This is a genomic window from Sediminibacterium salmoneum NBRC 103935, from assembly GCF_000511175.1.
Lineage (GTDB): Bacteria > Bacteroidota > Bacteroidia > Chitinophagales > Chitinophagaceae > Sediminibacterium > Sediminibacterium salmoneum.
This window is the reverse complement of sequence record NZ_KI866530.1, coordinates 92,654-105,407: the sequence shown is the minus strand read 5'-3', so window position 1 is coordinate 105,407 and position 12,754 is coordinate 92,654. Positions and strand designations below refer to the sequence as shown.

General features: G+C 41.3%; 11 protein-coding genes. 2 read left to right on the top strand and 9 right to left on the bottom strand.

Features of this window, described 5'->3' with window-relative positions; genetic code table 11:
• Nucleotides 1-6: 6 nt before the first annotated feature.
• Genes P767_RS0100625 through deoC form a run of 8 tightly spaced genes read right to left on the bottom strand, consistent with a single transcriptional unit; the run spans nucleotide 7 to nucleotide 7,890 of the window.
• Nucleotides 7-462, bottom strand: a complete 456-nt coding sequence (locus P767_RS0100625) for a (2Fe-2S)-binding protein (protein ID WP_026762992.1) — start codon at nucleotides 460-462, stop codon at nucleotides 7-9.
• A gap of 60 nt (nucleotides 463-522) precedes the next feature.
• Nucleotides 523-1,926 (bottom strand): MBL fold metallo-hydrolase RNA specificity domain-containing protein, encoded by a 1,404-nt coding sequence (locus P767_RS0100620; protein ID WP_026762991.1) that lies wholly within the window; start codon nucleotides 1,924-1,926, stop codon nucleotides 523-525.
• 2 nt (nucleotides 1,927-1,928) lie between these two features.
• Entirely contained in the window at nucleotides 1,929-2,411 is a 483-nt protein-coding gene (locus P767_RS0100615; RefSeq protein ID WP_051416943.1) for a hotdog family protein, read from the bottom strand.
• A 24-nt stretch (nucleotides 2,412-2,435) separates the two neighbouring features.
• The gene (locus P767_RS0100610; RefSeq protein ID WP_026762989.1) at nucleotides 2,436-3,173 is read right to left on the bottom strand and encodes an MlaE family ABC transporter permease; all 738 of its coding nucleotides are present in this window, start codon (nucleotides 3,171-3,173) and stop codon (nucleotides 2,436-2,438) included.
• A 15-nt stretch (nucleotides 3,174-3,188) separates the two neighbouring features.
• Entirely contained in the window at nucleotides 3,189-5,552 is a 2,364-nt protein-coding gene (locus tag P767_RS15130; protein WP_037351466.1) for an NADP-dependent malic enzyme, read from the bottom strand.
• A gap of 24 nt (nucleotides 5,553-5,576) precedes the next feature.
• The gene (locus tag P767_RS0100600; RefSeq protein ID WP_026762988.1) at nucleotides 5,577-6,755 is read right to left on the bottom strand and encodes a M20 metallopeptidase family protein; all 1,179 of its coding nucleotides are present in this window, start codon (nucleotides 6,753-6,755) and stop codon (nucleotides 5,577-5,579) included.
• Between the two features lie 13 nt (nucleotides 6,756-6,768).
• Nucleotides 6,769-7,200, bottom strand: a complete 432-nt coding sequence (locus P767_RS0100595) for an SPOR domain-containing protein (protein ID WP_026762987.1) — start codon at nucleotides 7,198-7,200, stop codon at nucleotides 6,769-6,771.
• 15 nt (nucleotides 7,201-7,215) lie between these two features.
• Entirely contained in the window at nucleotides 7,216-7,890 is a 675-nt protein-coding gene (deoC, locus tag P767_RS0100590; RefSeq protein ID WP_026762986.1) for a deoxyribose-phosphate aldolase, read from the bottom strand.
• A 91-nt stretch (nucleotides 7,891-7,981) separates the two neighbouring features.
• Here deoC and P767_RS0100585 point away from each other — a divergent pair, with 91 nt between their 5' ends.
• A complete protein-coding gene (locus P767_RS0100585; RefSeq protein WP_026762985.1) occupies nucleotides 7,982-8,656 on the top strand; it encodes a hypothetical protein in 675 nt (224 codons plus the stop codon).
• Nucleotides 8,657-8,740: 84 nt separating this feature from the next.
• On the opposite strand, the gene secA is transcribed toward P767_RS0100585, so the two are convergent.
• Nucleotides 8,741-12,061, bottom strand: coding sequence for a preprotein translocase subunit SecA (gene secA, locus P767_RS0100580; protein ID WP_026762984.1), 3,321 nt, complete (start codon nucleotides 12,059-12,061; stop codon nucleotides 8,741-8,743).
• A 121-nt stretch (nucleotides 12,062-12,182) separates the two neighbouring features.
• On the opposite strand from secA, the gene P767_RS18430 reads away from it, so the two are divergent.
• Nucleotides 12,183-12,754, top strand: a 572-nt coding sequence (locus tag P767_RS18430) for a DUF6992 family protein (protein WP_051416941.1), incomplete at its 3' end; no start/stop codon positions are given.

The following is a 12,754-nucleotide window of genomic DNA, read 5'->3' as shown; positions in this document are numbered from 1 at the left end:
TTGGAATTACTTAATCATTTCAGCAGCACGATGAATAGCACTGCGAATCCTTTGATAAGTTCCACACCTGCATAAATTACCCTGCATGGCAGCATCTATATCTGCATCTGTTGGCTTGGGCTTGGTTTTCAATAAAGCGGTTGCACTCATGATTTGACCAGATTGACAATATCCACATTGTGGAACCTGTAATTCTACCCAGGCATTCTGAACAGCTTCAGCAATTTTATCTTTCATTCCTTCAATAGTCGTAATTTTTTTACCTACCGCAGCAGCTACAGGAAAACTGCAGGAACGAACAGGTTTCCCATCCACATGTACCGTACAGGCACCACACTGTGCAATACCACATCCAAACTTGGTTCCGGTTAATCCAACCATATCACGGATTGCCCAAAGCAAGGGCATTTCGGCACTGGCTTCCACCTGATAATTAGTGTTGTTAATATTCAATGTTATCATGGTAAATAATTTCAGCTTAAAGTTAACAAAATAAATCAGGGTTCAATTTCAATTTACCGATTAATCCAGCAAATGCGTTTCGTGCATATCCGGAATCACCACTTCTTTGAAATGTTTTCTGCGCAATCGGGCTGCAAAATCAATCTGCACGTCGTATTCACCGTGTACCAGAAATAGTTTTCTGACCAATTCAGGATTTTGACAAGCCAGAAACTGGCATAAATCTTCATAGTCTCCATGGGCACTCATGCTCCTCATGACCCCCACTTCTGCCTTCACCTGATACAATTCACCGAAAATTTTTACTTCTTTCTTACCGGCTGTTAACTGCCCACCCAAACTGTAAGGATCGCAATAGCCAACAATTAAAATGGTATTGCGTTCCTTTTCAATATTGTTCATGATATGATGCTTTACCCTACCTGCATCCGCCATACCACTGGCAGAAATAATTACACAGGGGCGCCCGTCTGCGTTCAGGGCCTTGCTTTCATCCACAGTTTTAATAAACTTGAGTTGCTTAAAATCAAAGGGATCATTATCCTGTTCCATTATTTTACGTACCCTTCTGTTAAAGTTTTCCGGATACTGTTTCAATAACTGGGTTGCTTCCCTGCTAAGTGGACTATCTACATATACTGGAATGGGGGGCAGTCGCTTCTCCAGATCCAGCTGGTTTAATGCGTACAACAATTCCTGGGTTCTACCCACACTGAAAGCAGGAATAATCAGTTTCCCTTTTTTTTCCAGACAGGTACTTACAATCCATTTTAATAAAGTATCGGCTATCCCAAAAACTTCATCGTGCAATTTATTCCCATAGGTACTTTCCAAAACTATATAATCTGCCTGATCATAGGTTTCAGGTGATTTAAGAATGGCATCATTATACCTGCCTACATCGCCACTAAAAGTAATTTTATTGGTTTTCCCGTCTTCAATAATTCTTAAATGAACAGCTGCAGATCCAATGATATGCCCGGCATCTGTAAAACAAACAGCAATATCTTCATCTATTTTTACCCATTCCCTGTAAGGGACAAATTTAAAAAGCTGAATGGCTTTGGCTGCATCTTCCAAATCGTACAAAGGTTCATAGGGAGGAAGTCCTTTCTTGGCTCTTCGCTTATTAATGAATTTAGTATCGTCTCTTTGTATTTCTGCAGAATCTTCCAGCAATATCTCTGCCAATGCCTCTGTAGCTTCCGTTGAATAAATAGTCCCCTGAAATCCTTCCTTAACCAACTTTGGAATTAATCCGGAATGGTCAATATGCGCATGTGATAAAATCAGGTAATCAATGGTAGAAGGATCAAAACCAAAATGAGCATTCAGTTCTTCTGTATGTTTGCCCATACCCTGGAACAAGCCACAATCCAATAAAATTTGCTTCCCATTTTTCAGGGTAATCAAGTGCTTGGAGCCTGTTACCGTTCGGGCAGCTCCATGAAAGGAAATCTTCATAGTTATTTAGATTTAAAACTCCAGGTAATATTAAATTCGGCTACTATTTCCCCCTGCTCATTGGTACCAACAGAGGTACAAACAAGGGTTCTTCCTTCCTTGGTAGCAATGGCTTCCTCAATCAACTGAGCCACTTTGAGTCCATCGTTACAGGTAAAGGCAATAAGGCCTGTTGCTTTTTTTACAAATCTGGCTTCAAGGCCAACAACCAGCATACTAACTGGCGGATTTCTTTTATAGGTTTGTCCAACCGGAAAAAGTCCGGTACTCATTTCAGCAGCCATTGCCTGTACAGCAAAATACATGGACTTAAATGGGTTTTGATTGAGCCATCCATGCTTCACCAATATAACCGTTTTTTGCTCGTCTATATAGCCAACTTTCAAACCTGCAATAAATGCAGCAGGTAATTTAATCAGCTTAAAAAAAGCAAACCGAACCGGATGAGTAATGAGTTTTTTAAAAGCAGGAAACTGAGGATTCATCTCTCAATTTAACCATAATTTGGTTTATAACAAGAGAGCAGCAAGTAAATAATCTGCCAATAAAATCAGAATACAACTCACCACTACGGCACTGGTACTTGCCCTTCCGATTTCCAGAGATCCTCCTTTTACATAATATCCGTAATAAGCAGGAATACTGCTGATAATGAAGGCAAATGTGTACGCCTTGTAAAGTGCAAAATTGATGTTGTAGAAATTCAGGTTTTGTCTTAAACCAATGTCAAAAGTATCAGGTGCTAATATTCCGGCCATTGACCCTGCCATTCTTCCTCCCCAGATTCCCAGCACAGCAGAAATAACAATTAAGCAGGGTACTACAATCAGTGCTCCTAAAATTTTGGGGAATACCAGATAGGCTTTGGTATTGATTCCCATAATTTCGAGTGCATCAATCTGTTCCGTTACTCGCATATTGCCCAGCTCACTGGAAATCTTACTGCCAATTACTCCGGCCAATACAATACTCAAAACGGTTGGAGACAATTCCAGTATCATACTGTCTCTTACAATCTGAGCAATGGTACTTTGCGGAACCAATGGACTCACTAACTGATACGCTGTTTGAATAGTGGTAACCGCTCCAAGAAAAAGGGAAATGATTATTACAATGGGCAATGCCCCCATTCCTATTTCCACACATTGGTGCATGAATTCTTTCCAGTACATTCTGAAATTTTCCGGTTTGGAAAACATGCCCTTCAGCATCAACAGGAACCTTCCTAAATGAGTGAAAAAATTCATACGCCAAAAGTATAATTAAACTTTAGTTATTTGTTTTCTTGTTTTTCTTCTGCTTTTCCACCAGGAACTTCTCTGAACTTCTTCAGCAGTATCTACCCTGGATTTCATTTGAGCATCCACTACCGCTACCAGTGCCATATTAATGATATTGCGTACACTGCTACCCAGCTGAAGAACGTGCACCGGCTTCTTTAAGCCTAACAATATAGGCCCAATGGCATCTGCACCACCTAATTCTTTTAATAAATTATACGCTACATTTCCTGCTGTTAAATTAGGGAACATCAACACATTCACTTCCTGATCTACCAGATCACTAAACGGATAATTATCTCCTAAGATTTCCTGATTAAATGCAAGACTTCCCTGCATTTCACCATCCACAATTAAGTTAGGATCTCTCTGCTTTAAAATTCTGGTTGCTTCGGCCACCAGTTTCGCTTCCGGAGAATCACTGCTTCCAAAATTACTATAACTCAACATGGCTATGCGGGGTGTAAGATTAAAGCTTCTTACTTCCTTAGCAACCATTTGTGTAATATCTGCCAGCTCTTCTGCAGTTGGATGGAAATTCACGGTGGTATCTGCCAGAAACATAGGCCCCTTTTTGGTTAGCAACAGATACATGCCTGCAATTTTTTTAACACCAGGCTCGGTACCAATAATCTGTAATGCCGGACGAATGGCTTCCGCATAATTCTTCGTTAATCCTGAAAGCATGGCATCTGCATCTCCTGTTTCCACCATCATACAACCAAAATGATTCCGGTCTTTCATCACTTTTAAACTTTCGTGATGATTGAATCCTTTGCGCTGACGTTTTTTAAAGAAGAGTTCACCATAGAACTCTCTTTTTTGTTCCATTGCATCGCTTCTTGGATCTACAATTGGAATATCAGACAAGTCGATGCTATTGGTTTCTGCAATTCGGTTAATTTTTTCCGGATCACCCAATAAAATTGGATAGGCAATGCCTTCATCATAAATGATGGTAGCCGCTTTTAATATTTTTAAATTGTCTGCTTCAGCAAATACCAGGCGTTTTGGATCTCTTCGGGCCTTGTTACTTACGACCCTGAATAACTGATTGTCGAGACCCAGTCTTTTATTCAACTCCAGCACATACCCATCCCAGTTAGTGATTTTTTTCTGTGCCACACCACTCTCAATAGCCGCTTTTGCTACTGCAGGTGCAATAGTACTCAACAATCGGGGGTCTAATGGTTTTGGAATAATATACAAAGGTCCAAAACTCATATTGTTTTGGTTGTAGGCCAGGTTAACAATATCTGGCACTGGTGTTTTAGTTAATTCTGCCAATGCACGAACAGCCGCCAGTTTCATGGCTTCATTAATTTGAGTTGCCCTAACATCCAGTGCTCCACGAAAAATATAGGGAAAGCCCAATACATTGTTTACCTGATTGGGATAATCGGACCTGCCTGTTGCCATGATGATATCCTTTCTAACCGCAACTGCATCTTCATATGTAATTTCAGGATCCGGATTGGCCATGGCAAATACAATTGGATTTCTGGCCATTGATTTAACCATTTCCTGTGTTACTACATTGCCAACACTCAAGCCAAGAAATACATCTGCATCCTTCATTGCTTTAGCAAGGGTCCAATCATCTTTTTTAACAGCAAATTTCATCCGATCGGGTCCCAGATCTGTTCTTCCTACATGCAATACCCCATCTTTATCAAACACAATAAAATTCTCGTACCTGGCACCCAATGCAACGTATAGATTAATGCAGGCCATGGCGGCTGCCCCTGCTCCATTAATTACAAACCGAACTTTATCAATTCTTTTCTTCTGCAGTTCTAATGCATTCAGCATGGCAGCACTACTGATAATTGCTGTTCCGTGCTGATCGTCGTGCATTACCGGAATATTCATCTGTTCCTTCAGCTGCTGTTCAATATAAAAGCATTCAGGAGCTTTAATGTCTTCCAGGTTAATCCCTCCGAAAGTAGGTTCCAGAGATTTTACAATTTGTACAAATTTCTCCGGATCTTTTTCATTGATCTCAATATCAAATACATCTATATCCGCAAAGATTTTAAACAATACCCCCTTCCCTTCCATAACCGGCTTACTGGCTTCCGCACCTATATCGCCCAAACCCAGCACAGCTGTACCATTGGTAATAACCCCAACCAGGTTACCCTTTGCTGTGTATTTATAAATATTTTCAGGATTCTCTTTAATTTCCTTACATGGTTCCGCTACACCCGGACTATAAGCCAAAGAAAGATCGCGTTGTGTCTTTGCTTCTTTGGTAGGTACCACTTCAATCTTCCCTGGTCTTCCACTGGCATGGTATTCCAAAGCCTGTTCCTTTCTTAAATTAGATTGTTTATCTGTAGACATATTTTTAATTAATACAATTCAAAATTATTTTAGCGCAATTCCTAAATAGGCCATCATACCGGCTCCAATTTCAATAGCAGATTCATCAATATCAAATTTGGGCGTATGCACCTGATGAACAATTCCTTTGGATTCATTGCGAACTCCCAGGCGGAAGAAACATCCGGGTATTACCTGGGTGTAATATCCAAAATCCTCGGCACCCATTCGCAATTCCGTTTCTTCAACATTGGTCTGACCCATGAATTCATTGGCCAATTCCCAGGCAGCTGTAGTAAATATTGGATCATTGTCAACCGTTGGATACCCAATATCAATATGCAAATCAATTTCTGCGCCCATACTTTCCACCAGGCCTACTGCCTGTTTTCTGATGAGTTCATGCGCTTTATAACGCCATTCCTCATCCATGGCTCTGAAAGTTCCCATCAATTTTACTTCACTGGGAATTACATTGGTGGTATTTCCACCCTGCACAGAACAGATAGATAAAACCGAAGGAGAAATTGGACTATTGTTTCTTGATATAATTTGCTGAAGGGACACAATTAAATTGGCTGCTATTAAAACCGTATCCGCAGTTAAATGAGGAGCCGCTGCATGCCCTCCCTTACTTCTGATGGTTATATAAATTTCATCAGCACTTGCCATTACCCTACCCTTTCGAAAACTAAGCTTTCCCACATCCAGTCCGGGATGTACATGTAAAGCAACAATACCTCCGGGCCTGGGATTTTCCAACACCCCTTCTTTAATCATATAACTGGCACCACCCGGATTTCTTTCTTCACCAGGTTGAAAAATCAATTGAATAGTGCCCTCCCATTCTTCTTTTAAATTTTCTAAAATTCTGGCCGCACCCAATAATACGGTGGTATGCACATCATGTCCGCAAGCATGCATCACGCCTTCATTCACAGATTTATAAGAAACATTATTTTCTTCCAGAATGGGCAGCGCATCCATATCCGCCCTCAAGGCAATCACTTTTGCATCCGGGTTCTTTCCCTTAATGGTTGCCAGTATACCGGTAGTGGCTTTTATTTCAAAAGGAATACCCAATGTGCGAAGTTGTTCCTGCACATACTTTGATGTGGCAAATTCCTGGTAACTCAATTCCGGATTGGCGTGTAAATGCCTGCGTATATCAATCAACGCAGGAGCAAAATCTTTAGCCAATATTTTTATTTTCTCTTTTAGCATGTATTCTGCTTAACTAAAATAATTCTTCTTCTACAGGTATATATTCAATTGTATCCTCAACAATATAAATTCCTTTAGGGAAGAACTTACTGATTTGCGCTCTGAATTTTTCTGCCTCTTCTCTTTTCAGAAAATTACCCATTCTTACTTTAAAATTGGGTGACTGAAAAAGCGTGTAGGTTTTCTGATCCGGAAATCGGTTTAAGAGTTCCGATTTCATTTGCGTGGCATCGTCTCTTCTCGGCGTACTGATCATTTGTAAACGAAACCCTTTATAGAGTCCTGTACTCGTCATCATGGCAGTACGTTTGTTGGCCTGTGCCTGTTTTTGCACCAAAATATCCAGGCGGGAATCTTTCTTAAAAATCACCGTATCAACCGGATTGGCCATGCCTTTTAAAAGGAAGCCAATGCTGGTAAGTACTATGAGTATAACAGGTTTCATTTAATAAATATACGGTTAATATCCAGCGGGTTGCTGATTAGACTCTCCATTTACAATTGCCACGCTGGCACTGCATCCCAGCCTGGTGGCTCCTGCTGCAACCAGTTCCGCAGCAAATGCATAATCCCTGATGCCACCGGATGCTTTAATCTGAACAGCCTCAGGTAAATGTAACCGGAATAATTTAACGGCTTCTACGGATGCCCCCTTTTCGGCATAGCCTGTGGACGTTTTTAAGTAATCAATACCAGCCACCCCATACAACTCACAGCATTTAATAATTTCATCATTGGTTAGAATGCCACTTTCAATAATCACTTTAATGGTTTTGTTTTTAGACTTCACCACAGGCATAATATGATTGAGTTCATTGGCCAGGTAAACCCAGTCTCCGTTTTTGATAGCGCTGATATTGGCCACTACATCCAGTTCATCTACCCCATCTACCATAGCCAAAACAATTTCAGCCAGCTTGGCTTCCACAGCGGAATAGCCAAACGGGAATCCGATCACGGTGGCCACTTTTACCTTTGATCCCTCCAGAAAAGCTTTGGCTGTTTTAACAAAATTGGGAGGAACACAAACTGCAGCAAAGCCATATTCTCTGGCTTCCGTACAAAGTTTTTCTACATCCGAAATTAAAGTAGTCGGCTTTAAAATGGTATGATCAATATATGGGGCTAAATGCATTCAATCTTATTTTGGCAAAGATAACGAATACCGTCACTACGGTATAGGAGCGTCTGTTAAAATAGTATTCATTCGCATAAAATAAATCATCATGAATAAGTGCTTACTAACCTTATGTTTTATTACTGCTTTGTTTACTTCCAAAGCACAGGATGGAATGAAACCGCGATTGGGTTTTTATCTGGGTTTAGCCAGCCCTAAGGCAACGGAAGTTTTTGGACAGTTTTATAAGTCAAAAGGTATTCAACCCAGGCTTACGGCAGAATACAATTTTTTAAACCTGGGATATACCAAAAAAATGTTTGTAAAAGTGGCTGCTATTGCAGGATTAGAACCGCAGAATTTCAGGAACCAGACAACTTACCTTACCAATGTTACCATGACGCAAAAACCGCTTGGGGCAAGAATTTATCCATTCGCATTTAAAGATGGATTTAACCCTGACGATCAAAAAGAAATATTTAAAAACGCCGGATTCACCAATTTATTTATCATAGCCGGAACCTGGGCCATCAGTGGTTTATATGTAGAAGGCGGAATTTCTCCGGGCGTAAAAATGAAAGAGGAAGGGTATGCAGATGTAACCCGTTCGCCACAGTTTTTTGGATGGGGTGTTTCTTTTACAGATTTTGAAGACGAAGACAATAAAGTAAAATTCAAATTCAATATTGGTACCAGAAAATATACCTGGACCAATGCCAGCAATACCACTTCTCAAATCAAATCCTTTTGCATGGATTTTGGCATTGCGGTGGCTTTAAATTAATCCGGACAAGCCAATATGCCATGAAGAACAATGCCCCAAAGAAAATACTCTTTGGGGCATTTATATTTCTTTTATACTATCACCTTATGCATCTTTACCATGGCAGGATTTAAACTTCTTGCCGCTACCGCAAGGACAGGGATCGTTTCTGCCAATCTTTGGTCCTACTTTAACCGGCTCCTGTTTTACAGGGGTTGGATCATAGTAATCGTTTTCATTGGCACCATACTCCTGACCTGCTGCATCTACCTGGTCTTTGTTGGCGCTTAATTTACTCATATCTGTTTTTTCCTGACGACCTTCCTGCAATTCTTCTCCATTTGCTAAAGGAATGGAGGAATGACAAAGAAACTGAACAATTTCCCTGTTTACTTCATTGTCCATTTTGCGGAACAATTCAAATGCTTCCATCTTATAAATCACCAATGGATCTTTCTGTTCATAAGTAGCCGTTTGCACACTCTGCTTTAAATCGTCCATGGCGCGTAAATGCTCTTTCCATGCATTGTCTATAAAAGCAAGGGTAACTGTTCTTTCCAACGAATTCAACAATTCAGCACCATTGGTCTTTAAGGTTTTTTCCATATTGGCCAATGACTGAATCTGACGCTTGCCATCTGTAAAAGGAACAATTACATTGTCAATATGGGAACCTTGTTCCAATTGAATATTCTTAAATACCGGAACCGCCTGCGCCATCATGTCCTGCTTGCGCTTTTCATATTGAGACACCGCTTCAGTATATAATTTTTCAGCTACCTGTTGCTGGCTGCCTCGGTTAAACTCATCTTCTGTAATAGCCGTATCAATACCAAAATGAAGAATTGCGGCTAACTTAAATTGTTCAAAATCGTTCTGGTCTCTGAAGTTCACCACCAGTGATTCTGCCACCGCATACATAGCATTGTCTAAATCCAATGCCAGTCTCTCTCCAAACAGGGCATGGTTACGCTTGGTATAAATAACCGTACGCTGCTTGTTCATTACATCATCATATTCAAGCAAACGTTTACGGATACCAAAGTTGTTCTCCTCTACTTTTCTTTGCGCTCTTTCAATAGATTTGGTAATCATGCCTGCCTGAATTACTTCGCCTTCCTTGTATCCGGCAAAGTCCATCACTTTGGCAATTCTTTCACTGCCAAACATGCGCATCAGGTCGTCTTCCAAAGAAACAAAGAACAAAGAAGAACCCGGATCACCCTGACGACCCGCACGACCTCTTAACTGACGGTCTACTCTTCGCGACTCGTGTCTTTCTGTACCCAATATGGCCAAACCGCCAGCTTCCTTCACCCCTGGTCCTAATTTAATATCGGTACCTCTACCTGCCATATTCGTAGCAATGGTAACTGCTCCGGCCAAACCGGCTTCTGCTACAATCTGTGCTTCACGGGAGTGTTGTTTCGCATTCAATACATTGTGCGGAATCTGTTTCTGACGCAACATTCTGCTCAGCAATTCACTCACTTCAACTGAAGTGGTACCCACCAGTACCGGACGACCGGCTTCACGCAAGGCCACGATCTCATCAATCACTGCCCCGAATTTCTCACGCTTGGTTTTAAAAATTTTATCTTCTTCGTCTTTTCTGATGGCAGGCACATTAGTAGGAATGCTAACCACATCCAACTTGTAAATGTCCCATAGTTCTGCAGCTTCCGTTTCGGCTGTACCGGTCATACCAGCCAGCTTATGGTACATTCTGAAATAGTTCTGTAAGGTAACGGTAGCATAGGTTTGCGTAGCCGCTTCAATCTTCACGTTTTCCTTCGCTTCAATCGCCTGATGCAATCCATCAGAATATCTTCTGCCATCCAGAATACGGCCTGTTTGTTCGTCAACAATTTTAACCGAACCATCCATCACCACATATTCTACATCCTTATCGAATAAAGTATAAGCTTTCAGTAATTGCTGAACCGTATGAATACGATCTGCTTTTACAGAGTATTCATTTATCAATTGCTCTTTTCTGGCCAATTTCTGATCGGCAGGCAAAGATGTATCGTTGTCAATGGCAGCCAACCCTAAACTGATATCGGGCAAAACAAAGAAATGTGGATCTTCTCCCTGACCGGTTATCAATTGAATCCCTTTATCGGTTAATTCAACCGAGTTGTTTTTTTCATCAATATAGAAGTAAAGTTCTTCATCTGCCTTCGGCATTTCACGTTGCTGATCGGCCAGATAATAATTCTCCGCCTTCTGCAATTTCACACGGTTACCTGGCTCACTTAAAAACTTAATTAATGCACTGTTCTTTGGCAAACCGCGGTGAGCTCTGAACAAAGCCAGACCCCCATCTTTCGGATCATCGTTTCCTTCTGCAATTTTTTTCTTGGCTTCTGTTAAAAACTGAAGGGTAGCTCTTTTCTGTGCTTCCACCAGTTTTTCAATTCTGGGTTTCAACGCGAAGAATTGCTGTTCTCCGGTCTGGTATCCGATAGGACCAGAAATAATCAACGGCGTTCTGGCATCGTCAATTAATACGGAGTCCACCTCATCCACCATGGCAAAATGGTGTTTGCGCTGAACCATTTCTTCCGGACTATGCACCATATTGTCGCGCAGATAGTCAAAGCCGAATTCATTATTGGTACCATAGGTAATATCGGCCAGGTAAGCTTTTCTTCTTGATTCACTGTTGGGCTCATGCTTGTCAATACAATCAACGGTTAATCCCAACCACTCAAACAAAGTACCATTCCACTCGCTGTCTCGTTTGGCCAGGTAATCGTTTACAGTAACTACGTGAACCCCTTCGCCTGCAAGGGCATTTAAATAAGCGGGCAAAGTAGATACCAGGGTCTTACCCTCACCCGTAGCCATTTCAGCAATTTTTCCGGAATGCAAAACAGAACCCCCGATTAACTGCACATCGTAATGCACCATGTTCCAGGTAACTTTTGCACCGGCTGCTGTCCAGGAATTATTGAAAACCGATTCGTTCCCACGAATGGTTACATAGTCTTTTTTAACACTCAGGTCTCTGTCTAAAGGAGTAGCCGTAGACACCAGCTCTTCGTTCTCTTTAAATCTTCTGGCTGCTTCCTTGATAACTGCAAAAGCCTCCGGCTGAATAATCGCAAGGGCTTCTTCAATTTTTTTATCGCGGTCTTTCTTTAATTTATCTATCTGCTTGTACAGTGCATCCCTGCCATGAATATCCGATTCGGGCAAGGCTTCTGCATTGGCTTTTTCTGCAGCAATGGCTGCATCTACTTCTTTCAAATGCTCCTGAATACGGGCTTTGAATTCAACCGTTTTGTTTCTAAGCTCATCATTGGTTAATGACTGATATTGCTGAAAAAACTGATTGGTCTTCTGAATGATGGGCATAATCTGCTGCACATCTTTTTCACTCTTACTACCTCCGAATAACTTAGAAATAAACTTCAACATATTTTTAAAAATGCTCTGGTACAAAATTTTAACAGTCAAACAGCGTGCAAGAATTAATTTTTAGTCAATTTGGCACCCTGATTTAGAGCCGCCAAAGGTAAGGTTTTGATTTAAGAAGCAAATGAAGCAGATAACTATTCTATCAATGGTCATTATTTTAGGGTTAATGGTACCCTTTACAGGGGGAGCACAAACGGCTGAAAACCAGGACCCGCCTAAAGACAGCAGCATGGTTCTGAACAAGCAACGGCTGCAACAATGGAGCGATTCCATTGCCACCGACAGATACAATCAAAATAAAACGAATATGACCATTCTGGCAGCCTGGGCCGGGGTCAATATTATTCAGGGCAGTATTTCGGCTACCAATGCCACGGGTTCGGGCCCTCACTTCTTTCGAATGAATGCATACTGGAACCTGGTAAACCTGGGTATAGCCAGTGTGGGTTTAATGCAGCTTCGCAAAGAAATGAACCGGAAGTATACCTTAACCCAAAATCACCTTGCCCAGCAAAAACTGGAAAAAATCCTGTTGTTGAATACAGGGCTCGATCTGGCCTATATAGCTACAGGCTTTTTACTTAAAGAAAACGGCAACAGAACCGGCAACCTCCGGAACACGGGATTTGGCAATAGTTTGCTTTTGCAGGGTGCTTTTTTGCTGGTTTTCGACCTGGTTCAGTACGGAAACCA

Coding starts and splice junctions, on each gene's coding strand:
- P767_RS15130 (WP_037351466.1), bottom strand. CDS start 5,552: ATGTCTACAGATAAACAATCTAATTTAAGAAAGGAACAGGCTTTGGAA.
- P767_RS0100600 (WP_026762988.1), bottom strand. CDS start 6,755: ATGCTAAAAGAGAAAATAAAAATATTGGCTAAAGATTTTGCTCCTGCG.
- P767_RS0100620 (WP_026762991.1), bottom strand. CDS start 1,926: ATGAAGATTTCCTTTCATGGAGCTGCCCGAACGGTAACAGGCTCCAAG.
- P767_RS0100595 (WP_026762987.1), bottom strand. CDS start 7,200: ATGAAACCTGTTATACTCATAGTACTTACCAGCATTGGCTTCCTTTTA.
- secA (WP_026762984.1), bottom strand. CDS start 12,061: ATGTTGAAGTTTATTTCTAAGTTATTCGGAGGTAGTAAGAGTGAAAAA.
- deoC (WP_026762986.1), bottom strand. CDS start 7,890: ATGCATTTAGCCCCATATATTGATCATACCATTTTAAAGCCGACTACT.
- P767_RS0100585 (WP_026762985.1), top strand. CDS start 7,982: ATGAATAAGTGCTTACTAACCTTATGTTTTATTACTGCTTTGTTTACT.
- P767_RS0100625 (WP_026762992.1), bottom strand. CDS start 462: ATGATAACATTGAATATTAACAACACTAATTATCAGGTGGAAGCCAGT.
- P767_RS0100610 (WP_026762989.1), bottom strand. CDS start 3,173: ATGAATTTTTTCACTCATTTAGGAAGGTTCCTGTTGATGCTGAAGGGC.
- P767_RS0100615 (WP_051416943.1), bottom strand. CDS start 2,411: ATGAATCCTCAGTTTCCTGCTTTTAAAAAACTCATTACTCATCCGGTT.